19 protein-coding genes and 4 pseudogenes are annotated in these 21,125 nt (G+C 68.8%); 9 read left to right on the forward strand and 14 right to left on the reverse strand.

Annotated features, from left to right (window positions below):
- Positions 1 to 11 precede the first annotated feature (11 nt).
- On the forward strand, positions 12 to 377 hold the full coding sequence (locus ACWC94_RS29770) for a rhodanese-like domain-containing protein (RefSeq protein WP_450800293.1): 366 nt from the start codon (positions 12 to 14) through the stop codon (positions 375 to 377).
- Positions 374 to 1,117: a sulfite exporter TauE/SafE family protein gene (locus ACWC94_RS29775; protein ID WP_450800295.1), complete on the forward strand. Its 744-nt coding sequence runs from the start codon at positions 374 to 376 to the stop codon at positions 1,115 to 1,117. The genes ACWC94_RS29770 and ACWC94_RS29775 overlap by 4 nt, the downstream gene beginning before the upstream one ends.
- 106 nt (positions 1,118 to 1,223) lie before the next feature.
- Here the strand turns inward: ACWC94_RS29775 and ACWC94_RS29780 are convergent, their stop codons facing one another.
- The gene (locus tag ACWC94_RS29780) at positions 1,224 to 1,433 is read right to left on the reverse strand and encodes a hypothetical protein (protein WP_450800297.1); all 210 of its coding nucleotides are present in this window, start codon (positions 1,431 to 1,433) and stop codon (positions 1,224 to 1,226) included.
- 58 nt (positions 1,434 to 1,491) lie between these two features.
- Between ACWC94_RS29780 and ACWC94_RS29785 the strand changes: the two are divergent.
- Positions 1,492 to 1,623, forward strand: a pseudogene (locus ACWC94_RS29785) (IS630 family transposase); the annotation flags it as partial.
- A gap of 130 nt (positions 1,624 to 1,753) precedes the next feature.
- On the opposite strand, the gene ACWC94_RS29790 reads toward ACWC94_RS29785, so the two are convergent.
- The 4 genes from ACWC94_RS29790 to ACWC94_RS29805 form a co-directional block, all read right to left on the reverse strand.
- The gene (locus ACWC94_RS29790) at positions 1,754 to 2,845 is read right to left on the reverse strand and encodes a barstar family protein (protein WP_450800299.1); all 1,092 of its coding nucleotides are present in this window, start codon (positions 2,843 to 2,845) and stop codon (positions 1,754 to 1,756) included.
- 177 nt (positions 2,846 to 3,022) lie between these two features.
- Positions 3,023 to 3,301 carry a hypothetical protein gene (locus ACWC94_RS29795; protein WP_450800301.1) on the reverse strand — a complete coding sequence of 93 codons (279 nt, stop codon included), beginning with the start codon at positions 3,299 to 3,301 and terminating at the stop codon, positions 3,023 to 3,025.
- Between the two features lie 83 nt (positions 3,302 to 3,384).
- The gene (locus tag ACWC94_RS29800) at positions 3,385 to 3,783 is read right to left on the reverse strand and encodes a hypothetical protein (RefSeq protein ID WP_450800303.1); all 399 of its coding nucleotides are present in this window, start codon (positions 3,781 to 3,783) and stop codon (positions 3,385 to 3,387) included.
- 550 nt (positions 3,784 to 4,333) lie between these two features.
- Positions 4,334 to 5,218: a hypothetical protein gene (locus tag ACWC94_RS29805; protein WP_450800304.1), complete on the reverse strand. Its 885-nt coding sequence runs from the start codon at positions 5,216 to 5,218 to the stop codon at positions 4,334 to 4,336.
- Positions 5,219 to 5,416: 198 nt separating this feature from the next.
- Here ACWC94_RS29805 and ACWC94_RS29810 point away from each other — a divergent pair.
- Positions 5,417 to 5,664: pseudogene (locus tag ACWC94_RS29810) on the forward strand (transposase); the annotation flags it as partial.
- 679 nt (positions 5,665 to 6,343) lie between these two features.
- Here ACWC94_RS29810 and ACWC94_RS29815 read toward each other — a convergent pair.
- From ACWC94_RS29815 to ACWC94_RS29825, 3 genes are all read right to left on the reverse strand, one after another.
- Positions 6,344 to 6,838 (reverse strand): GNAT family N-acetyltransferase, encoded by a 495-nt coding sequence (locus ACWC94_RS29815; RefSeq protein WP_450800306.1) that lies wholly within the window; start codon positions 6,836 to 6,838, stop codon positions 6,344 to 6,346.
- Between the two features lie 503 nt (positions 6,839 to 7,341).
- A complete protein-coding gene (locus tag ACWC94_RS29820; RefSeq protein WP_450800308.1) occupies positions 7,342 to 7,824 on the reverse strand; it encodes a hypothetical protein in 483 nt (160 codons plus the stop codon).
- A gap of 290 nt (positions 7,825 to 8,114) precedes the next feature.
- Positions 8,115 to 8,255 (reverse strand): hypothetical protein, encoded by a 141-nt coding sequence (locus ACWC94_RS29825; protein WP_450800310.1) that lies wholly within the window; start codon positions 8,253 to 8,255, stop codon positions 8,115 to 8,117.
- A 424-nt stretch (positions 8,256 to 8,679) separates the two neighbouring features.
- Between ACWC94_RS29825 and ACWC94_RS29830 the strand changes: the two genes are divergently transcribed.
- Complete coding sequence (locus ACWC94_RS29830) at positions 8,680 to 9,153, forward strand: N-acetyltransferase family protein (protein ID WP_450800312.1); 474 nt, start codon at positions 8,680 to 8,682, stop codon at positions 9,151 to 9,153.
- A gap of 502 nt (positions 9,154 to 9,655) precedes the next feature.
- Here ACWC94_RS29830 and ACWC94_RS29835 read toward each other — a convergent pair.
- Positions 9,656 to 10,153, reverse strand: a complete 498-nt coding sequence (locus tag ACWC94_RS29835; RefSeq protein ID WP_450800313.1) for a hypothetical protein — start codon at positions 10,151 to 10,153, stop codon at positions 9,656 to 9,658.
- A gap of 316 nt (positions 10,154 to 10,469) precedes the next feature.
- Between ACWC94_RS29835 and ACWC94_RS29840 the strand changes: the two genes are divergently transcribed.
- Entirely contained in the window at positions 10,470 to 10,613 is a 144-nt protein-coding gene (locus tag ACWC94_RS29840) for a hypothetical protein (RefSeq protein ID WP_450800314.1), read from the forward strand.
- 444 nt (positions 10,614 to 11,057) lie between these two features.
- Here the strand turns inward: ACWC94_RS29840 and ACWC94_RS29845 are convergent, their stop codons facing one another.
- The 3 genes and pseudogenes from ACWC94_RS29845 to ACWC94_RS29855 all read right to left on the reverse strand — a co-directional run bounded on the left by ACWC94_RS29845 (position 11,058) and on the right by ACWC94_RS29855 (position 13,088).
- The gene (locus ACWC94_RS29845; protein ID WP_450800315.1) at positions 11,058 to 12,125 is read right to left on the reverse strand and encodes a D-alanine--D-alanine ligase family protein; all 1,068 of its coding nucleotides are present in this window, start codon (positions 12,123 to 12,125) and stop codon (positions 11,058 to 11,060) included.
- 59 nt (positions 12,126 to 12,184) lie between these two features.
- Positions 12,185 to 12,617 (reverse strand): annotated as a pseudogene (locus ACWC94_RS29850) (GNAT family N-acetyltransferase).
- Positions 12,618 to 12,623: 6 nt separating this feature from the next.
- On the reverse strand, positions 12,624 to 13,088 hold the full coding sequence (locus tag ACWC94_RS29855) for a Tn3 family transposase (protein ID WP_450800317.1): 465 nt from the start codon (positions 13,086 to 13,088) through the stop codon (positions 12,624 to 12,626).
- Between the two features lie 208 nt (positions 13,089 to 13,296).
- Here ACWC94_RS29855 and ACWC94_RS29860 point away from each other — a divergent pair, with 208 nt between their 5' ends.
- Complete coding sequence (locus ACWC94_RS29860; RefSeq protein WP_450800318.1) at positions 13,297 to 13,707, forward strand: hypothetical protein; 411 nt, start codon at positions 13,297 to 13,299, stop codon at positions 13,705 to 13,707.
- Positions 13,708 to 13,970: 263 nt separating this feature from the next.
- Here the strand turns inward: ACWC94_RS29860 and ACWC94_RS29865 are convergent, their stop codons facing one another.
- The gene (locus tag ACWC94_RS29865) at positions 13,971 to 14,609 is read right to left on the reverse strand and encodes a TetR/AcrR family transcriptional regulator (RefSeq protein ID WP_450800320.1); all 639 of its coding nucleotides are present in this window, start codon (positions 14,607 to 14,609) and stop codon (positions 13,971 to 13,973) included.
- A gap of 67 nt (positions 14,610 to 14,676) precedes the next feature.
- Here ACWC94_RS29865 and ACWC94_RS29870 point away from each other — a divergent pair, with 67 nt between their 5' ends.
- Together ACWC94_RS29870 and ACWC94_RS29875 are read left to right on the forward strand one after the other, a co-directional pair.
- Positions 14,677 to 16,281 (forward strand): FAD-binding oxidoreductase, encoded by a 1,605-nt coding sequence (locus ACWC94_RS29870; RefSeq protein ID WP_450800321.1) that lies wholly within the window; start codon positions 14,677 to 14,679, stop codon positions 16,279 to 16,281.
- 869 nt (positions 16,282 to 17,150) lie between these two features.
- A pseudogene (locus ACWC94_RS29875) lies at positions 17,151 to 17,267 on the forward strand (IS5/IS1182 family transposase); the annotation flags it as partial.
- A 535-nt stretch (positions 17,268 to 17,802) separates the two neighbouring features.
- Here the strand turns inward: ACWC94_RS29875 and ACWC94_RS29880 are convergent.
- Positions 17,803 to 19,995, reverse strand: a complete 2,193-nt coding sequence (locus tag ACWC94_RS29880) for a putative Ig domain-containing protein (RefSeq protein WP_450800322.1) — start codon at positions 19,993 to 19,995, stop codon at positions 17,803 to 17,805.
- Between the last annotated feature and the right edge of the window lie 1,130 nt (positions 19,996 to 21,125).

The raw sequence follows: 21,125 nt of genomic DNA on the forward strand, positions 1-21,125 counted from the left end.
GAGGTTGTGCGATGCCCCTTCTCCGTCGTGGCGCAGACCGCGGCACCGTGGACGAGGCCCACCGGCGCACCCGGGGCCCCGACCCCGCGGCCGTCCTGTTGGACGTACGCGAGCAAGTCGAGTGGAGGACCGGGCATGCGCCCGGCGCCGTCCACGTGCCACTGTCCTGTCTGGCCGCGGATGAGGCATCGCCCGGTGTGGCTCAGGCACGGCCGTCGGCGGTGATCTGCCGCAGTGGGCACCGCTCGCAGTGGGCCGCCGCAGTGCTGCCCGCACGCGGCGCCGACACCGTCGACGTGAAGGGCGGCACGCAGGCGTGGGCCGCCGCCGGTCACCCGGTCGTCGATGAACGCGGGGACAACGGCTGTATAGCATGACCGCCCTGATCCTCGCGCTCGCTGCCGGTGCCGTCATCGGCCTGGCCCTGGGCGGCCTCGGCGGAGGCGGCAGTGTCCTCGCCGTCCCCGCGCTGATCTACCTGCTCCACTTCACCCCGGCGGAAGCGACGACGGCCAGCCTGGTGATCGTCACCCTTACCTCGGTCACGGCACTGACCGCCCACGCCCGGGACGGCAACGTGGCCTGGCGCACGGGGCTGCTCTTCGCCGCCGCGGGCATCGGGCCCGCGATGGTCGCCGGAGCGGTCTCCGGGCATCTGCCCGCGACCATGCTGACCGGCGCCTTCGCCGTGATAGCCGCACTCGCCGCCCTGCGTATGCTGCGGCCCGCCCGTACCGAGCCGTCCGGCAAGGTGCACCCCGCCAAGGCCGGTTCGGTCGGCGCCGGACTCGGCACGGTCACCGGATTCCTCGGCGTGGGCGGCGGCTTCCTCGCAGTACCCGCGCTGGTGAGCGTCCTCGGACTGACCATGCGCCGGGCGGTCGGCACCAGTCTGCTGGTCATCACGATCAACTCCCTGGCCGCCCTCGTCGCCCGGGCCGGCACCGGAGGGCGGCTGGACTGGTCGGTCGTCGCGCCGTTCACCGCGGCGGCGATCCTGGGCGCCTGGGACGGCAAACGCCTCTCCCGCAGGATCGAGGGGACGACACTCCAGCGGATCTTCGCCCACGTCCTCCTCGCGGTCGCCGCCTTCATGCTCGTCGACGTGTTCCTCTGACCATGTCCGCGAAGTCCGGCAAACGGAAACGACAGGGCGTCAGGGACGCGGCGGCCGGTCGGGCGACATCGTCAGACGTTCGGCTCAGGGCCACGCGTAACACGCTTCAGTCGGTCTGCTCAAGAAATGCGCGGCCCCCGGCCAGGGTGCCATGGATCTGGAACAGGTGGCGGAGACGGCAGGTGTGGGCGGACGGCATGCCGTGGAGACCGTCCACGGCATACAGGGCGGTGTGGGCGGCGGCGTCGATCTCACCCAGGTCGAAGTGTGCCTGGGCGGTGTGGAAGAGGTAGCGGGCGACGACGCTGGGCAGCACGGCGCACGGGGGCCGCCGAGGTGACGTTCACGCTGCCTGAACGGCGCGAGATCAAGAAGAGCGCCTCTACGCGATCGCCGATCGTGAGGTCATGCCCGGGGGGTATGAGCCCGAAGTCGTCTTATGTCTCGATGAGTTCGGCCCGCTCACCCTGATGCCCCGCCCCGGACGGCAGTGGGCCGAGCGCGGACCGCTCTGCCTACGGGGTGCCGCCGCACTCTCGCCGAGGTTGTTCGGAATATACGGACCTCGGTGGAATGAGGTCGCTCCGCAGGACTTTGCGGCTCGCCGAGTGGGCGAGCGTGCTCGATACCGCCAGCTCACGCCAACGTGACGTGCATGCCGCCCTCGGCCAGGACGTCGAGGACCTCGGCGAAGAGGTCGTAGCGCTGGCCGTCCGGTGTCAGGGCCTGGGACAGGCGCGTGCGTGCGGTCGCGGCGTTCCGCCACAGCAGGGTTGCGGGGGCGGTGTAGCCGAAGTTCCCGCCCAGGCAGTCGTCGAGGGCGGCGAGGCAGCCGCCGAAGTAGCCACCTGGCCCGTTCACCGCCTCGCCAAGGGCCAGGTAGAGGCCCGGTTCATCGGTGATGTGCTGACCGTCAAGTTCGTAGGCGTGACCAGCCGGCCGGTCATGGTGGGCGCCTCGGCAGGGCCGTTCCCGGACCAGGTCGAGCCAGGCCCAGCGCCGCCGGGTGTCGAAATGGGCCCAGACGGCTTGGGTGTCCGGCGGCCCAGCGAGCCATCGGTCCCAGACGGGCCGCGCGTATTCCGGAACAGGTGTGAAGAAGCCGCCGTCGAGCTCAAGGTCGATCAGGTCCGTGCCGTAGGAGGATGGGCGCCAGGCGCTGACTCTGCCCCACAACAGGCGTTCGGTGAGCGGCCCACCCTGGCCATCGCGTATCTCCAGAGCGGCTTGCTCCAGGTCCAGCGCCCGCCGGGTGCCCTTCGACAGTGCTGCCCGCAACTGATCACCCTGGGCAAGCCCCCGCAGGACGAGCGGGGGCACCGACTGCTCCGGCGGCAGGATGCGGGTGAATTCCCGGCAGGAGCCCAGCCAGCGCTGCCCGTCGTGCACCCGAACGCGACCTCTGTGTCCCTCGGGCGGACCTTCGTAGTCGTCCAGGCCAGTGAGTACGAGACTGTCTGGCCCAGCGGCCCGGTCCAGGACCTCCGCGTCCTGCAGCAGCCAGGGTTCGAGTGAATCGTCGTCCGGCACCAGCCACACTCGGTTGCCGACCCAGCCACGCACTTCTGCACGTGGAATCCAGCCGAACAGCTCGTAGATCCCGCGCTGGGATTCCCCGAACAGCCCTTCTACCTCGGCACAGGTGCCCCAGGCCTGCCCGTGTTCCGTCTCAGACAGCGTGTACCGCATGCGCCCGCGATGATCCTTGTCTTCGTGCACGGTGGGCATCTTGCCGGGACCGAGCCCTCACAGCGAAGGCATTTCCTCGCAATCGGCTGCGATGACTGAAGGCCGCGGCCATTGACCGCCTGTACACAAGCGGACGGGTGTCGTGAGAAGACGCCGTGTGTAAGCCCGGCGGCGACCGGAACTCGCGAAAAATGTCGCGACTTCAGAACCTCGCACTCACGGGAGGAGCTGGCTTCGGTTCACGGTGAAGGTGTGTTTGCCCTCCAGCGTCATGACTCCGTCCGGAGAGGTGGAGACCGTCACGATCTCGTCGCCAGCGGTCACCTCGACATCGCCCTGGATCACGCATGCCACCGTCGTCTTCACCGGATAGACCGAGTCGGGAGTCGGCTCAGCGGAGAACGCGAAGATCGAGCTCTTGTCGATCAAAGACCAGCGTTGTCCCGCAGCATCAACGAACTGCACCTCGACGATGCCGCAGCGCAGCTCAGGCACTCAGGCTCCCGTCCTGGATCCGGACCGCGACGGCAACGAGCGCCGGCATGCCTGAGACGCCGGCCTTCCGTACGGGACAGCCTCTAGCGGACGACGTGGACGGTCACTGGCGTGGAGACGCGGTCCGTCTTCGCGTGCTGGTGGTGGCTGTCGGTCGAGTACAGCACTGAACGGAACTGCAGCTCGCCCGTGTGCGTGACCTTGATGTTTGCGCGCGCATCGGCGTTGAAGCTCTGCGCGACGGCGTGCCAGTGGCCCCAGTGGCCGGGTTTGCCGGACCGCTCCTGTATGACGAGCATGGTGTACCGCTCGGCGTCGTCGCCACCCTGGCCATGTACCTTCACCACATGCCCGGCGTGCGCGGTGTGGGGGGTGGCCTGAATCGAGATGTCACTCTTCGCGAACGCCGGGGATACAGCGAGTGCTGCTGAGATCACACCCAGCGCGCCGACTGCCGCGAGACGCTTCATACCAAGCTTCATGCTCAGGTCTCCTTGGACTTCTTCGTTGCCTTCGCGTCAACTCGCAGCTATCTACTGCCTAGTTGCCGCGCTTTCACCGAAGAAGAGCAGTTGGCGCGCTAACAAGTTGGCCCCCGATTGTCACTACCTCGTAACTGGTGTCGGATGACCACCGTGCTGCCTCACGGTGCGCATGCCGAGGTGGCCTGTTTGACAGCCAACCCGGTCGTCCCAGGTCAGAGGCGCGGTCGCCGACTAAGCTGCGGTGACGGGGGCGCGCTTTCCGGCCTGCGCCCGGGCGACGGCACACGGATTGCCGTCGGCCCAAGGCCTTCTACTGATCCCGTTCCGTCTGCTCGTCCGGTTCGGCGGTCTCGTACTCGCGCATGCGCCGCTGGGTGTACTCGCGCATACTCTCGCCGTCGGATGGTTCATCCGTTCGCGGCTGTCGCGACCCTGACGCCCCCGCCTTCATCCTCTCGATCTGCTGACGCAACCGGGCCGCGCGAGCCCTTCTCTCCTTTTCGTCTGCTTCGCCCATGGCAGTCCTCCCGTTCCCAGGGATGGCGTACTACTCATTCTCCTCCTCGCCCCCCTCCCAGGAAGCCTCGACGATCTTGCCCGCCTTCAGAGCGTCGATCTGGTCCCGCCAACCCTGCGCCCGCGAGGCAGTGGTCTTCTTGATTTGCGCGGTCAGTGAGCGGGCGTCGGCGAACTTGAGGGACTGCGATCCGGTCTGAGCGATGCGGCGAGCCGTTTCCGTCTTGGCGTCGACCGCGGACCGGATACTGCCGATGCGGTTCGTCATGCGCCCCAGCTTGCGGAATGCCGGCTTGGATGTGCCGAACCAGACCTGCTGCCACCAGAGATTGGTCGTGCGGTCGAGCCAGGTGATGTACCCGCCCTCGCGGATCGAACGGGGCTCCTTGATGTTGCCCCCGAAGCTGTAGCGGACACCGTCCGCCGTCACCGGATCGTAGAAGTGCGGCGTGATGAAATCCGAGACGAGAAATCCGTTCACGGTGTACCCGAACTGCGGGTCCTCCGGGGGATCGGCCACCTCGACCAGGAATTCGACCACACCCTGGTCTGGCTTGGGGGAGTGGCCTGCCATGAGCCTGTTGCCGGCCGGGTCGGCCAGCATTTCCAGAACCTCGTGACTCGCCGTGAGCGACCAACTGTCGCTGTACTGGACGAGGGCGAACGGTTGCCCGTGCTCATCGAGGTGGATGCCGTCGACACCGGCTGGCTCGTTGATGTCGTCGGCCACGATGACCGGCCAGTACCCGACGGGGACGTCCTCCAGTCGGTCGAACGCGTCCACGGTCGCGGAGACGTTCCAGAGCGGGCCGAAGTCCCGGGTGACCTGCTTCTGCAGCGCGGCCGTCACACGGCTGAGCTGCGCGGCGGTGATCTGGTTGGTTTCGGATACAAGAGCGACCTGGGCCAGCAACATCGAACTCGCCTCTTTCCTTTCCGTTCCGTGCCAGCGCGATGGTCCGCTCGTATGGGGCAGGGGCAGGGTCCGAAAGCGGGGGGCCGACCGGCAGTTCCAGCTCGCCGAAGCGCTGAGCAAGTAAGACCGTATGTTCGATCTGTGGCATATGCCTGCTGATTCGTCTCTATGGGTGACATGTTCAGCACTCAACGTGACTTGGTCGCAGAGTCGACCGGTCTGCCCTTGTTCATCGGGATCTTGGGCGCGAACCTGCACGACAGCCAGGATCTGATCCCATGGGTACCGGGCAGCCAGCGGCTGGGGCGGCACCGCTGGACCATCGAACGCGCCATGGCCTGGCTCGCCGGATGCCGACGCCGCCACCGGCGTCAAAACGCAAGGCCAGTCACTTCCTGGCTTTTGTCGGCATCGCCAGCACCCTTGTCTGCCACCGCCGACTCACCCGGCAGTCCGGTCTTCCGCGCCCTGTGCTGATCCACTCCCTTGGGGGTGCCTTGATCCAGGCCCCGTTCCCCGACCTGGTCCGGGCCGCCGGTGAGATGGCCCGACTGCCTTGTCCTCGACGGCGAGCTGGTCGCGTGGGTCGGCGAGCTCTCTTTCGAGGTGCCGCAACGCCACGCCGCCTCCAGCGGCCGGACGGCCGCACGGTTGGCCGAGGAACCGCTGGGCTGACTGACCTTCTGGACCGATGGCCCCGGCGTGGAAGGGCTCGTGATCAAAGGTCGGGAGCAAAGGTGTCTGCCGGGCGTCCGAGGCTGGCACAAGAGCCGTCGTCGGCGCGCCACCGTGGGCAGCGTCAGCGCCGTCACCGGCAGCCTGCGCCGGCCCCAGAGCGTCCTTCTGGGCCGCTATGACCAAGGTCGGGTGCCACGGCTCGTCGGCCGCAGTACCCAGCTGCACCCCGACCAGGCCCGGCGCATCGCCGGCCAGCTGACCGCAGCCAGACCGAAGCATCCTGGGAGGGCGCGCGGTTTACGACATCTTGGGGGCCACGCACGCCGCTGGCCACCGGATGCGCGGCCCCGGTGGGCGACCTCGTGCCCGATCGGCAGGGCCCTGGCGATGGGCGGATGACGTCCGCAGGCGTGCGCGCCGCGCTGGCCCTCAAAGCCCGTACTCCTCCTACCTCGGGTCGAACGAGATCCAGACGTCGGGCGGCAGGTCTGGCCGATGGCTCACGGGCCTGCGCTCCTCAGCCCATGCATCACCGGCGATCTCCCCGGCAACACGACGCCAGAAGTGGACTGCTCCCACGTTGGCGTCTTGGAAGGCGATCTCCCAGGGCCCCTGGTGCCTGGCTATTACCTGCTGAACAGCGCTCAGACCGATCCCTGCCCTGCGAGCTCCACGAACGACGAAGAAGCTGTTCAGCACGAGCTTCGGACCGGTCAGCCCCCGAACGAAGGCAAGACCAGCTGGGCGTGTGTCAATCGTCACGAGGTAGGCCGCCCAGTCGGTGTCAGTGAGAGCGACGTTGAGCCGATCGGCATAGAAGGTCCCGTCGGCATCAGGAAGGACTCCATCGAATTCTGACAAGTCGTGGCGGAACATCAGCCATAGCCGCTCCACCAGGGGACGGTCGGCGGCATCTGCCAAGCGCACGGATATCTCTGGCATGGGACTCCATTCAATGAGCGGCCCGGACAGTCCGGATCTGAGCACAAAAAAAGAGCCTTTCCGGCGGAGGTTTATCCGGCCGGAAAGGCTCAACTGATGCCGTGGAGCATAGCAGGCACGATCGCCTGTGACGTCAGTGGCGATGCAGGGGGACGACGCTGCCGGCCTTGTTCCCCTGTTGCGGTTCCGGGACGAACACCTGGCCGGTGCAGCTGGAGATGCTCAGTTCGCGGCGAAGCTGCTGGAGTTCATCGCCCTTGGCGGCCCAGGACGGACGGGAGAAGTTGGTGTCGCTCCTCGAGCTGGGTGAACTCCGTGTGGGTGCGGGCGAGTTCGCCGGTGAGCCGCTGGTTGAGGTGGCCCCAGGTTCGGTAGAGAGAGGCGCGGGAGATGCCCGCCTCGCGAGCGAGCGTCTTGACGTCGCAGGCGCCATTTCAGTTCGCTGGACCGCATCCCGGTCAGCGCGGAGGTGGCCACCTTGCAAGCGGGACCGGCGACCCGGATCAGGGCATCGGCGGACCTGTGCGACAGGGCAAAGACCACGGAATCATCTCGTCGGTGTCCGCGCGGGGGGCGTCGGCCGCGCTGCGACACCACATGTACTCGGTGCCGACCTCGGCGACCGCCTCTTCCAGCAGCGGCCGGGCCTGGGCAAGGAGAGACTTGCCGATGTCACGGTGTCCGGTCGGCCGCAGCAGATGCTGAAAGGTGAAGTCGAGCAATGGATCCTTGGGATCCCCGCCGGACCGGTGGCGCTTGGTCACCTGCGCGTCTTCAAGCCGCGCCAGCGGCTGGCCTGTTCGCAGGTGCGCGTCGACGAGCGGGGCGAGACGGTCGGCGTCCCGCAGGTTCCGGGACCACTCGACTTTCTGCCGGGCCTCGCGCTCGGCCTGCCGCGTGGTCCGCAGGTCCACGATGTGCGGCCCGAGGACGTGGACCAGGTGAAGGTACGCCGTCAGCAGCGGACGCAGGACACTGTCGTCCAAGGGTTCGGTCTTGATCACCACTTGGGGCCGGGACGGTGCGCCGGTGACGGTGCGGGGCGATCGCGCGCTTCCCAGGGCCGGAAGGCGGGCCGGTGCCGGTCTGTGGACAGCAGCTCGCCGTGATCGGTGATGTCCTGCATGGCCGACACCACCGTCCGCAGCGAACCTCCGGCCTTGTTCCGCAGGGCTGCTCCGGTCTCCTTGTCCCGGACGACGCCGTACTCACGCAGAAACGCCTCGCAGTGGTCCTGGGTGACCGCGGCGAGCGTGGTGATCCGGCGCTCGTGCAGTCAGTTCAGCCAGAAGGTGAGGTGGTAGATCCGTGCACAGACGGTGCGGAGGTGCCGCGGAATCCGGCGGGCGCGCGGCAAGGCGAGGACGCGCTCGTCCTGGGTCGCGATCCAGGCCAGGGCGAGTTCCTTGGCGACCACGCGCCAGGGCGGGTGGGCGATGCGGTCGAACGGCCAGTTCTTCTTCTCCCCCCACCCTCATCCCGACCGGTGCATCGGCCCAGCCGACGAGAGACCACACATCGTCCTCGAAGCGCGGCCGCGGGTAGAGCTCCCGCCAGGCGAGGCGGGCAGTTGCGGTGACGTCCGCTCCGGCGAACACCGACCGGCGCGCAGGCTCGGCGGAGACAGGAAGCAGGCTCGCGACGTCGTCTCCTCGGCTCGCAACGGCAGCTCGGCGTCCTCGTCACCGACGTCGCGTCGCGTTGCCGCGTGGCGGCCTTCTCGAAACGCGGCAGGATGTCCGCCGACAGTGGGCGGGCGTAGGGGGCGAAGGCGGCCCAGCTTGGGTCACCACTTGCCCAACCCGTGCGGACCTGCGGCTGTAACGGCCAAGGCGCCTGCCATGATCGTCATCATGGGGATACACATCGCACCGGCCTCGGTGGCCGACTTCCACCAGGTCCTGACTGATCACTCCCGTTACTGGGGCGAACGCGACCTTCGGTCGCTGCACCTTCTGGCCCTGGTGCAGGAGTTCGGTTCCACCTGCTTGGTTGCCCGGGCCGAGGACGGAATCCGGGGGTACATCTTCGGGTTCGTCACCCCAGACGGCACCGGGTATGTGCATCTGATCGCCACGCGGGATGATGCCCGTGGCGCCGGTCTCGGGCGTCGTCTGTACACGGCGTTCGCTGAAGCAGCAGAACGTCAGGGTGCGCGGAAGCTGAAGGCGATCACGTCAGTCGAGAACACCGGCTCGATCGCCTTCCACCGCAGCCTCGGCTTCGATACGAAGATCGTCGACGACTACAACGGCCCTGGCCGGGCTATGGCCGTCTTCCACCGGGATCTGCCGCTCAACGTCTCACGGCCCTGACCCGCCAACCGTCTCACCGGTACTCGCTCCCCAGGTCGTTGGTCGTAAGATGATCTTGGTACGCGGTACGTGGGGATCTGACGGACGGGCAAGGGGCGGTGCTGCGGCCGTTGTTGCCGAGGGGCAAGAAGCCCGGCCGCCCGCTGACGTGGGCCCGGCGAAAGCTGACCGGCTTCCGTGGATTCGCACTGTCGCTGGTGGTGTCCCCGCCGGGCAACGCCGGTGCCCTCATGGAGGGGGCCATCGACGCCGGTGCCACCTGTCTCAAGACCGGCTACGACGCGGGCCTGGACGCCGGGTGGGGCGTCCACAGGACGGCCGCCTCCTCCGAGCGAATGCCGCGCAGCGTAAGACCAACATCATCCTCGTCTGACGGTACGTCCGGGGCCGGCTGGAAGCCGACTGGATGACGGCGGAGCGGTATGGCGGCGGGTCGAGGCCAAGAGCGTCCGCTGCTGAACTGAAGGTGCCGACGCAAGACCGTCCTGGGTCCTGCGGCGGTTCAGCGCTCGATGCCCAGGCCGTTCAGGAACTCCTGGAACAGATCCTCCACGAACGGGTCGGACCGCTTCGACAGGACATCGGCGATCGTCTTGGGCAGGGGGGTCAGGCCAGCGGCCCGTGCCCAGGCCACAGCGCGCTCCGCAGCCTCCTCCGGCCCCAGGAACCAATCGTCGACGGATTGGCCGCCCTCCGCCATGTAGCCGGACATGGCTGTCCGGTCGAGACATGCGCGCCAGGTTGCCTGGTCCCTGGTTCGGCCTTCCAGCACAAGGCAGTCACTGTCCATGACGAATCCGGCAAGGACCGGGCGGCCAGTGACTTCCACAAGCTCGATGAGAGTCTCCTCGTCGAGTGAGGTCTGACCTTCCAACGACCAGAGCCGCCAGTCATCGGCGCGCTCCTGAAGAAGCTCCATGTGCGCCCCGTCAGTGAAGGTTGCCGCCCCGTTCAGCGGGTGCCGATGGCGGGCGACGATGAGAGAACCCCAGTACCCCATGTGATTGCTCCATGTCCGAGAGCCGCTGCCTGGCGGCGCTCGCCGCAGCCACCCAGAGCCGCGTTTGCGCTGGGAGGTGCGATTCTAAGTCGCATCCTCGTCGGCCCGGACTCGGTCGTTCGTCAGATCCCCACACCCCAGGACATAGGCCTGTTTCACCGCCAAGGAGGCCGCCGCCTGGTCGAGCGGGTGACGGTCGGAGACGTGTACATACGGCACTGGCCGACACGCTCAAGGAGTGGTCGGAGCGCAGCTGAGTCCAAGCACGCCAGCGCCGTTGCCAAGCTGTCACTCAGCTGAGCATGGGCTCTGTCCGGTGGAGACGTTGCTGATCATCGCGGCTGCCGTCCTGTGGGGCTGCGGCACGGGCGTGCTCATACCCCGTCTCGCGTACCGGCTCTCCGTGCCCTCGATGAACCTGGCGGTCGGCGTGCCGAACGCCAGGGCAAGGCGCGCATGAGCGGCGCGCGCACGCTATGACGTGACATCGCTTTGGGGGAGCTGACCATGCCAGCGCCCTGCTCGTCCTCAAGAGTCACGCCGGCCCGGAGGGCGCCGAGGCCGTCCTCGCCGTGCTGCGGCGCCGACCGGACGGCGAACTGGTGTACAACACCCTGGGCGCGCAGGCATCGTCCTCGCAAGCTCAGAGGCCACAGACCTCCGGCTGGTCGCGCTGATGGGTGAGATGGCGTTCGACCACTGCTGGACATCGACGAACGGCTCTCGCCCACCGAGCCCTGCTGGAACGTATCGGTGCGTCCGGGCCGGACGATGAGCGTCTACGCAGCGAGTGAGGTCTATGTGGCTCTCGCCCCGGCCCACCTGGCACTTACTGGCAGGGGTGAGCGTCGGCAGACGGTCGTCTGTCGACACCCGGAACCCCCCACTGGAACCCAAGGCCCAGTTACTGCCGGACAGGAGGCCGAACGTGCTCGTCTGGAGTGGCGAGGTCGACGATGCGCTGAACCAGGCGGGGGTAGGACCAGCCGGCGCCGGTCGCCGCGCGTGGCAGCAGGCTCGTCGCCGTCATGCCAGGAAGGGCGTTGACCTCGAGGCACATCGGCTCGCCGCTGGCGTCACAGCGGAAGTCGGTGCGGGAGTACGTGTCACTGCCGAACCCGAGCGCCTTGTGCGCGCGCAAGGCCAAGCTCTGCAAGTGGGAGGCGAGATCATCGGTAATGTGAGCTGGACACACTTCGCCAACCGCGCCCGGCTGGTATTTGGCGGTGTAGTCGAACACCGGTGTCGTCAGCTCGATCTCCACCACGGGAAGCACCTGGTCGCCGACCACGGCCACGGTGAACTCCCGTCCCGGAAGGAAGGGCTCCACCAGCAGCGCGCTCTCACCGGAGTGCACCTCGGCCGCTACCCGCGTCAGCTGCGAGAGCGAGTCGACCCGGTGGACCGACACACTCGAACCGTCCGTGACCGGCTTGGCCACCACGGGTCCGGCCGCCACCAGCCGCTTCACGTCCCGCGGAGCCTCGCACGTTCCGGGCCGCCACAGCGCCCGCTCGGGCACCGGCACTCCTGCCGCGCCCAGCACGGCCTGGGACCGCCCCTTGTGCCAGGCCGCCGAACACGCCGGGCTTCCCGCACCGGTGAACCGCACACCGGCCATCTCCAACAGCGCCTGCACATGCCCGTCCTCGCCCCAGCCGCCGTGCAGCGCCACGAACACCATTGCCGCGTCACGAAGCAGATCCAGGACGAAGCCGCCGGTCAGGGCGGCGTGCATGCGTTCTCGCAACTGGCGCCGGTTCGAGGACGGCGGCGGCTCATTCCCCACCACGGATCCCCCGACCGCGTCACCACCGGTCAGCGGACCGGCCAGGAGCGGCACCGCGGCGGCCGGGTCGATCAGCACCACCTCGTGCCCACGTTCGAGCAGGGCCCGGGCCACCGACCACCCCGAGGCCAAGGAGACCTCGCGTTCCGAGCTCTCTCCGCCGCACAGGACCACCACACGCATGCCGGGCTCCTCACCTTTCTCTTCCTCCGGGGTTGGCCGGTTTCGCTGGGCAGGTCGGTTCATTGCGCCGGGCTCAAGACCATCAGGTGTTCAGGGTTCGGGAAGGGTGTGAAGCCTGCCTTCGCGTAGACCTCGTGGGCGTCGCGTGTGGTGAGCAGGACGCGCTTGAGGTGGTAGGGGGGCGAGGTGGTCGCGGGCGGCGCGGGCCAGCCAGGTGCCCAGGCCCTTACCGCGGTGCGCGGGGGCGACGTAGACGTCGCACAGCCAGGCGAAGGTCGCCCAGTCGGTGACGACGCGGGCGTAGGCGACTTGGGAACCCGCGACGTCGTAGACGGCGAAGTTGAGGGAGTGGCGTACGGACCGCTCGACGGCTTCCCGGCTGCGGCCCAGCGCCCAGAACGCGTCGGTCGACAGCCAGTGGTGCACCAGGCCGACATCAAGGCGGTCCAGGTCCGTGGAGAGTTCGTAGCCGTCTTTCGTGCCTGTGATCATGCTGAGTCAGCGTAGCGATGTCGCTTGGGTTTTCCAAGTAATCGCTTGGGTATTCCAAGTGCACCCGCTGTTCCACCCCGTACGGCGACCGGAGGATGCGCCTCGGACGGCGGGCGACGAAGATGGCCTTCCGTGCACGGCCGACCGCCAGCATGGCCGCGTAGGTGGGTGGGAGGCGTCACGGGTGAAGCGGCGCGGGATCGTCGCGGTGGACGCGGTCCGCCTACGGATCGCGGTCGCGTACTTGATCATCCGGTCGTACTGCTGGGCAATCAGTTTCCAGCGGATCGGGCGGGTCAGCGCAAGAGCGAGCCGCGGGTACGGGTCCGGCACGCCGGCTGTCGGCCAGTACAGCTTTACCGTGTTGATCCGCTTGATGCGCGGCAACAGGTAGTAGTTCAGCAGCCTCGTGATGCCGAACCCGATCTCCGACCGGCCATGCCTGTCGGTGCAGTTGGCCTCGACGTGCATGGTGGTGCCGTGTGCGCGGCCGCCGTAGCGGGAGTGCCACTCGGTGAACAGGTTCTGGTCCTAGGCGCGCACATGAGTGGGGTCGCAGGCGACCGCGGTCGAGCCCTGGCCCCACCAGGGTCTACGAGCTGCTGCGTGCCGCCCTCAAGGAGGCGAACAAGGCAGGTGGCGCCACGTTCGTCCTGCGCAACAAGCAGTACCTGACGGCGTGCGCGCGGAGGAGATCGCGGCGGCTGAGGCGCCGCCGGAGGCGACCAACGGCATCGACCTGATGAAGGTTCTCGAGGGCAGCTTGCAGGCCGCCCGGCCCGGCCGCGGCGGCGAGGAACCGGCCAGGCGGAGGAGCGAGCCCGAGCCGCGCAAGACCGCCCGCACCGCTGCGGCCAGGAAGGCGGCGAAGACGCCGGAGCGCAAGGCCCCGCCGAAGAAGGCCAGGGCGGCATCGGCGCGCTCCCGTGGCCCCGGCACCGGCGGCAAGAGCGAGCTGCAGAAGTTGAGCAAGGCGGCACTGTTCCAGCGGGCGACCGGTCAGGATGTTGCCGGCCGGTCCAAGATGAGCCGAGAGGAGCTCATCGACTCACTCGCGAGCAGACGTCGCCGCAAGAAGAGCGCCGCCTGACAGGAGCCCCCGCCGCATGACCGGCCCCCGGACGCCACCACCTACTGTGGAGGACCGATTTGGCTCCGGGTGCCGGCGAGTCACGAGGCGTGGCAGAAGCTGCTGGACCTGTTCGCCGCGGACGCACCCGATCTCAGCCCCCGCCGGGCAGCGGCGGCGCGGACTCCCCGCGGCAGGCAAGGGGATGGGCTGGTTCGACCACGGCACGCTCCCATCAGCAGTGCTCCCGCCGGCGTAGCCAGACGAAGGCAGGGCGTCCGGGCTCACCTGTTCTCGTCGTCGGCGGCGAGAATGGTACGGCTGGCCGCGAAGAGCCGTGCGCAGCGTTGTGTCATGGCTTCGGGTGACTGGTCGGGATGATTGACCCACCAGCGGACCAGGGCGGTGCACAGACCGCGCCAGGCGTATGTGAGGGCGTCGGCGTCAAGGGGGTCGCGGGAGCCTGCCTCGTGCAGGAGGCCGGCGGTACCGATCGCGGCGAGGCCGTCGATGGCGTCGCGGTAGTACGCCGCGCGTCGGGCGGCGTCGCTGTCGGGCGGCAGTGTGGCGTCGTACAGCACGAACCACGCCTCGCGTTGTCCGTCCAGGGTGGTGAACAGAGCGTGCAGTACGCGCAGGGGGGTGGGCGGCGCGCCGGAAGCGGGTGCGGTCATCGCGGCGCGGATGGCGTCCAGCAGCCGGTCGCCAACCGGGTTCAGGCAGGCGAGATAGAGGTCTTGCTTGCTGCCGAAGTAGTGGTGCAGCAGTGGTTTGGTGACGCCCACGCGGGCGGCGATGGCGGCAACGGTGGTGGCCTCGTAGCCGTGGCGGCCGAACTCCTCGGTGGCCGCGGCCAGGACCTGTCGTTCGCGTGTGGCCCTGGGCACGCCCTTGGTGCCGGCCCTGGAGGAGAGTGCTGTCATGGAAGCCGATATTACCGTAGGGTAATTTCCTGTTGGGTAAATTACAGGACACGCTGGGAGCACACTCATGCCTGCCACCCCGTCCGACGCCAGAACCTCCCGTACCCGCTCCTGGTGGGGCTGGGGTTACGCCGACGCCCACCCCGACGACGCCGAATGCACCGCCATGGGCGCCCTGCTGCCGGGCACCCTGGCCCGCCCGCTGTCGATACCCCGGGTCACCGACCTGCTGATCGCCCGCCCCCGCGCGACACCACCGCCCGCGCTGGCGCACCTGGTCACCGCCCATCCCGAGGCACGCGCCGCTCACGCCATGGGCAAGGCCTACCGCGACGTCATCCGGGCCCTGCGCGGTCGGCCCGGCCGGATTCCCGACCTGGTCGCCCGACCGACCGATGACCAGGAGGTGGCTGATCTGCTGGACTGGGCCGGCGGGCAGGGCGTGGCCGTCATCCCCTTCGGCGGCGGCTCGTCGGTGGTTGGCGGCGTGGAGTACCGCGGCGACGCGCATCGCGCCGTGCTGTCGCTCGACCTGACCTCGATGGACAGAGTCCTGGAGATCGACGCCGTCAGCCGCTCAGCCCGTATCCAGGCCGGCGCGCTAGGTCCCGTGCTGGAAGAGCAGTTGCGCCTCCACGGCCTCACCCTGCGTCACTTCCCACAGAGCTTCGAGTTCTCCACCCTCGGCGGCTGGCTTGCCACCCGGGCCGGCGGCCACTACGCCACCGTCCGCACCCACATCGACGACTTCGTGCAGTCCCTGCAGGTCGTCACACCCGCAGGCTCCGGGGCGTCCTGGCGGCTGCCCGCATCCGGCGCCGGACCGTCTCCGGACCGCCTGTTCCTCGGCTCGGAGGGCGCGCTCGGCGTCATCACCGAGGCGTGGATGCGCCTGCAGGAGCGCCCGCGGTACAAGGCCTCGACGTCCGTGGCCTTCGCCGACTTCCACCAAGCGCTGGGCGCGGTGCGTGCCATCGCGCAGTCCGACCTCTCCCCGGCCAACTGCCGTCTGCTCGATTCCGGCGAGGCACTGCTGTCCGGCGCCTCGCACGATGGCTCGGCCGTCCTGGTCCTGGGCTTCGAATCCGCCAGTACCCGCGTCGACGAGCACCTCACGAGCGCCCTGGAGCTGGCCCGCGCGCACGGCGGCCGCGGCGGGGCACCGGCGGCGGATCGCGACGCCCCGGCCGACACGGCCGTCAGCGCCTGGCGTTCGGCGTTCCTGCGGATGCCCTACCTACGCGACGGTCTGGCCCGCATGGGCGCGGTTGTCGAGACCTTCGAGACCGCCGCCACCTGGGACAGGATTCCAGCCCTGATCGACGCCGTCCGCACCCAGGTCGGCGCCGCCGCCCTGAAGGCCACCGGGCACCCGGCCACCATCAACTGTCGCCTGACCCACGTCTACCCCGACGGCGCCGCCCCCTACTTCACCGTGGCCGTCGCCGGCCGAGCCGGTGAGGAGGTTGAGGTCTGGGACGACATCAAAGCCGCCGCGAACGACGTCCTGCACCGCTACCGAGCGACCATCACCCACCACCACGCCGTCGGCCGCGACCACCGCCACAGCTACGACCTCCAGCGCCCGGAGCCCTTCGCCCTGGCCCTGCGCGCCGCCAAGGACGCCCTGGATCCCAACCGCATCCTCAACCCAGGCGTCCTGATCGACTGACAAGACGGCCGTAGGAGGGGCGGGCGGCGGCGTGAGCCGTCCCAACGGCTTTCATCCGACAGCCCCCTGCGCAGCCGGACATGGATGACGATGCCCTCCAGCCACTCGCGTCCCGCCGGGCACCACCACTGCACAGACACCCGAGCCCTCGGAGTCGCCGCCTGCGGCTCCGCCGCCGGCCCGCTTGGCGCTTTGTGGCGGGCACACGCCGGACCCGGTGGGCGAGTGGGTTCGACTCGACGGCGTATGCGGAACGGGCTGCGATCACTTGCCCGGCCCGACGGCCGAAGCAGTCGTACTTCAGCGCTGGCTTGGAGGAGGCGGGATCGCGCGTCTCGGAGTCGGTGTCCAGACAGAGGAAGTTGAGCAGGCCCGTCCCCGCAGGGAGGGCAGCATCGGGCCAGGGGGCCAGGGGGCCAGGGGGCCAGGGGGCCAGGGGGCCAGGGGGCCAGGGGATAAGGGGGACAAGGGGCCAGGGCGTCGGCCGGACACCGGCGGACGGCCATTTCTGCCCAAGCACTGTTCACAAGACAGCGGCAGAGACGCCCCTGCCGGGCAGCTGCGGCTGTTGCCGGGGCAGGTGGGCGGCAGGCCAGGGCGCGGAGGGCAAGACCTGCGCCAGCTCGTGACGTACGCGGTCGGCTTCACCACGAGCCTGGGCGGGGACATCTCCGCGCTCTGCGACAAGCCGGTTGAAGATCGGGGTTTCCTGGAACATGCTGGGATCTTTCTCCTGAAATGGGCACGGCTCGGCACCCGCCGCACGGCAAGACGATCATGTGACGGAATGAGTATCCAGGGTCGTGGGAGGGACAGCGACCAGCCGGGCCTCCAGCTGCAGACCCGCCGTTCACGAATCGATCACTCGGGGCATCCCGCTCGCGAGGTCGCTCACTGGCGGCAACCGCAACAACGTCACCCACCTGCTGCCTGTGCTGGGCAAGGTCCCGGTAGAGGCCCGGCGTCGTCGTCCGTCGAGGGCGCCGGCCCGCCAATGCCGCCTGCACCCTCGTCAGACCTCTTCAACGCGTGACGGGCACCTACCGGCAGGCGGCTCACTGCGGGCCGACGGCCAACGTTGCTCGGGGGATGTTCGTTCGGCTGCGAAGGCGGGGACAAGTGCCACTCGGGCAACCCGATCGCCTGGACCATGATGCCTTTCACCCGGTCCAGGTGAACACGCGTGAGGCCCTCGTGAAACTGATGCGTAGATCGGGGCCGCTGTGCGGGGTCGCGACTGAGCAGTCCGGCGACGAGTGCCATGATCGTCGTCGGCGACAGGTCCGTGCGGTGGGCCGCGTTCGAAGATCATCGGACGGACGTCGCGCTGCCTTGTCGTGGTCGTAGCAGCGGCCGGCAGCGGCGGGGACCTTGTCCGGCAGGGGAGCTGTTGGGTGACGTTGCCGCGGTTGCCGCCCGTCAGGGACACGTCCGAGCGGGATGCCCTGGGTGTCGGTGAGGACGCCAGGCGGCGCCGACGGACGGCGCCGCACCGGAACGTCCAGCGCAAGTGGTTGAGGGTCAGCCGAGTGCGAGGGAGGTGTCGTCGATGACGTATGAGGTCTGGAGAGACTGGTCTTCGGTGCCGGTGAAGGTGATGGTGACGGTTTGACCGGCGAGGGAGGAGAGGTCGAAGGTCTTCTGGCTGTAGCCGGTGGCGGCGTTGAGATTGGAGTAGGTCGCCAGGGTGGTGCTGCCCGCCTTGACGGTGAGCTTGTCGTATGCCGTGGACGTGGTCGTCTCGGCGGTGTCGATGTGCAGGTAGAAGCTGAGGGTTGCCCTGCAGCCCGAGGGGATCGTCACGGACTGGGAAAGGGTGTCGGTGTGGGAGCTGCCGTAGCCGTCCAGCCATGCGTCCCACGTGCCGCTGTGCGGGGGCTCGCCCTGTGAGCTGTACTGCCCGATGACGTTGGCGCTGGCGGACCACACCGTGTTGCCGGACTCGAAGCCCGGGTTGCCGAGCCGCTGGCTGGTGCAGGTGTCGCCGCCGGCCGGGTTGACCGTCCAGGTGAAGGTGGTGGAGCCGGAGGCGCCCGTGTTGTCAGTTGCGGTGGCGCTGACGTGGTAGGTGCCAGGAGCGGTGGGCGTGCCGGAGATCAAGCCGGTGCCGGAGGCGATGGTCAGGCCGGGTGGCAGACCGGTCGCGCTGTAGGTGAGCTTGGCGGACGCGGAGGAGTCGGTCGCGATGATCTGCAGGCTTGCCGAGCTGCCGACCGTGCCCGTCTGGTCGCCGGGGTTGGCGACGGTGACGGTGTTGCCGCCCGTCTGGCCGCCGATCGGCAGGCCGCCGGTCGGTGCGTACATCGCCACGTCGAAGGTGCTGCCGCTGGGGGCGTGGGCGATGGGGATCACGGTGATGGCGTTGCCGCCGGACAGGACGGACGTCGAAATGTAGTCGCCGAACATCCGGCCCTGCGTGGTGTTCGGCAGCCAGGCCAGCGTCATGGGGCCCGCGAGCTGGGTCGGTGCCGTCCACGTGGCGCCGCCGTCGGCGGAGGAGACGTAGCCGGCGTCGAGCTGGCAGGTCGTGTCCGTGCAGGAGGCGTTCGGGTAGTAGTAGTACGTCAGTCCGATGCGGGCGGTGTTGCCGGAGCTGCTCGGGTCCACGCCGATGCCAGGCACGAAGTGGTCGGCGGAGCTGTTGGCGGCGTCGATCGGTACGCGGCTCGGCGAACTCCACGAAGTACCGTTCGTCGACGTCGACATGATGATGTCGTTGCTCGTGCAGTTGGTACGGAAGCGGCAGTCGGACCAGACCACATAGACGCGGCCGGCGGCATCGACCTCCGAGGACGGCAGGGGCCCTTCGCGCAGGGTGTCCAGCCGAGACATGTCGGCGGCGTCGTCCTCAAGACCGGTGACCGGGTGGTGCGAGACCGCGGCGATCTGAACGCTGGTGCCCCAACTGCTGCCACCGTTCGTGGAGATGAACGCCCGTTCGCTGTCCTCGCTGCCGGAGGAGAACGGCACGACGACGGTGCCGTTGGGCTGCACGACGGGCTGACCACCGAGCCCGCTGGGTCGGTCGGCCGGGCTCTGCTGGGCGCCCCAGGTCGCGCCTCCGTCGGTCGAGGTCTTCATGTGCTCGGCGTCGCCGGCGTTGGCGTCGTCGTATTCGGTATAGCAGCGGCCGTAGTACGGGCTGGACGGGTGGTTGTCGCAGACCGTCCAGTTCTTGTCGTCGAAGGTGCCGGTGGAGAGGACGACCGGGGCGCCCCAGGTGTGGCCGCCGTCCGTGGAGCGGCTGACATCGACGTCGACGCTGTTTCCGGAGCGGATGCCCAGCCATGACACCATCCACACGCCGTCCTTGGCGTCGTAGGCCACGGAGGCGTCACTGGCGGCGGCGTACGGGCCGCCGGTGTTCGTGGTGGAGTTGGGCAGGAAGCCGTGCGTCCAGCTCTGCCCGTTGTCGGTGGAGGTTGACCACCCGATGTTGGACGCGCCGCCGCCTGAGACCCGGCCGACCTGGAAGGCGGCGACGACGGTACCACCGAAGCTGTAGGTGTCCGGCTCGACCTCGGTGGCGTGCTGGGCCTGCGAGTCGGAGTACGGGTCACTGCTGACCTGCGCCAGAGAGGAGGCAGCGGCGTGAGGGGCCGCTAAGGCGGCCGCTGAGCTCGCGGGGTTGGCGAAGGCCGGGGCGGCGAACGCCATCGCCGCGGCCAGAGCACCGATGAGCAGGGAGGCTCTTCCTCTTGCCGGTCTGGACATGTCTCTCCTGGCAGTATGTGTGTGGGTACCGGCGACCGCTGGCGAAGGGCGGCAAAACCGGCAGGAACGCGACACGGCGGACTCGCGTGGTGATGCGGGGGTTTCGCGTGGCTGCGTCACGGCCCGACGCGTGAGCGTCGTGCCTGGGTCCGGCATGCGGCGAGCCACGCCGACACCGATCAGAGGGGCGGCGCGCTCCAAGCGGCGGTACTGCTGGGCGTGTTGGTGGTCCCGATCGTGCCCATGGCGGTTGTCGACGACTTGGCTGCTTTCCCGCCGCTCCGAGTTGCTGGGCTGACCGTGGCCGCACGCGTGGTGAATGCGGTGATCAGCCGTTTCCGGCTTGGTGTGGAGCGTGACACTGAACATCCCTTCAGGAAGCCGGGGGCGTCCGGTGGTGGGGGTGAAGGACGTTCGCGCGAGGTGCACGCGTGTTCGCAAGCCGGATTCTGGACCCGTACATGACACCATGCAAGGGGTGGCGCCAACTCGGCCAGAGCCCCGCGCCTCGCGCACTCGGTCGAGGCCCTCACGCATCGCGGCCCGGCGACGCGAGCGGAGCCAACGGGGTCGATTTCCGCGAGGGGAAGGCGGGCCGTCCGCCTTCGGTAGCCGGTCCTCCGTGCAGGGCTCATCCGGCAGGAGGCAGTCGTCGCGAGGATCCCGGGGACCGTGCGCCGCGCTCGCCGTCCGGCGGGCGAGTGCGTGTCGTCCACCGTCGTGAAGAGGACTTCCCGAGCATGGCCGCCCGAGCCGGGCGGTGATCGCCGGGTGCCTCGGGGGCAGGTCAGACCGTCCGCGATGCCGGGCATGTGATGGCGCTGGAACGCAGGGTGCTGGAGTCCTTCTCCGACAGGCCCTGCAAGTCGAAGGTCCGCCGCCCGCCGTCCGAGGCCGCGCTCACGGAGGCTGGCCTCTCTCACTGTGTCGCCGTGGCGGAAGGCCTGCGGACCGTTCCTCCGCCGAAGGAGGAGGGACAACGAGGAGTGAGTACGACGCCGATGCAGATGAGTGAAGCACACCGTTACCAGCAAGTGCGGGCTCATCTGTCCTGTCTCCCACTGAACGACGCAGCCGAGCCCCTCAACCGGCTCCTCGACCAGGCCCGCTCCGAGCGGTTGTCGATGTGA

Source organism: Streptomyces sp. NPDC001135 (assembly GCF_053598395.1).

Excerpts from the sequence above, each read along its gene's own strand:
- ACWC94_RS29855 (WP_450800317.1), bottom strand. The coding sequence starts at position 13,088 with ATGCACGTCGAGGCCAACTGCACCGACAGGCATGGCCGGTCGGAGATC.
- ACWC94_RS29790 (WP_450800299.1), bottom strand. The coding sequence starts at position 2,845 with ATGCCCACCGTGCACGAAGACAAGGATCATCGCGGGCGCATGCGGTAC.
- ACWC94_RS29845 (WP_450800315.1), bottom strand. The coding sequence starts at position 12,125 with ATGCGTGTGGTGGTCCTGTGCGGCGGAGAGAGCTCGGAACGCGAGGTC.
- ACWC94_RS29775 (WP_450800295.1), top strand. The coding sequence starts at position 374 with ATGACCGCCCTGATCCTCGCGCTCGCTGCCGGTGCCGTCATCGGCCTG.
- ACWC94_RS29865 (WP_450800320.1), bottom strand. The coding sequence starts at position 14,609 with ATGACAGCACTCTCCTCCAGGGCCGGCACCAAGGGCGTGCCCAGGGCC.
- ACWC94_RS29770 (WP_450800293.1), top strand. The coding sequence starts at position 12 with ATGCCCCTTCTCCGTCGTGGCGCAGACCGCGGCACCGTGGACGAGGCC.
- ACWC94_RS29800 (WP_450800303.1), bottom strand. The coding sequence starts at position 3,783 with ATGAAGCTTGGTATGAAGCGTCTCGCGGCAGTCGGCGCGCTGGGTGTG.
- ACWC94_RS29805 (WP_450800304.1), bottom strand. The coding sequence starts at position 5,218 with ATGTTGCTGGCCCAGGTCGCTCTTGTATCCGAAACCAACCAGATCACC.
- ACWC94_RS29815 (WP_450800306.1), bottom strand. The coding sequence starts at position 6,838 with ATGCCAGAGATATCCGTGCGCTTGGCAGATGCCGCCGACCGTCCCCTG.
- ACWC94_RS29880 (WP_450800322.1), bottom strand. The coding sequence starts at position 19,995 with ATGTCCAGACCGGCAAGAGGAAGAGCCTCCCTGCTCATCGGTGCTCTG.
- ACWC94_RS29835 (WP_450800313.1), bottom strand. The coding sequence starts at position 10,153 with ATGGGGTACTGGGGTTCTCTCATCGTCGCCCGCCATCGGCACCCGCTG.
- ACWC94_RS29870 (WP_450800321.1), top strand. The coding sequence starts at position 14,677 with ATGCCTGCCACCCCGTCCGACGCCAGAACCTCCCGTACCCGCTCCTGG.
- ACWC94_RS29830 (WP_450800312.1), top strand. The coding sequence starts at position 8,680 with ATGATCGTCATCATGGGGATACACATCGCACCGGCCTCGGTGGCCGAC.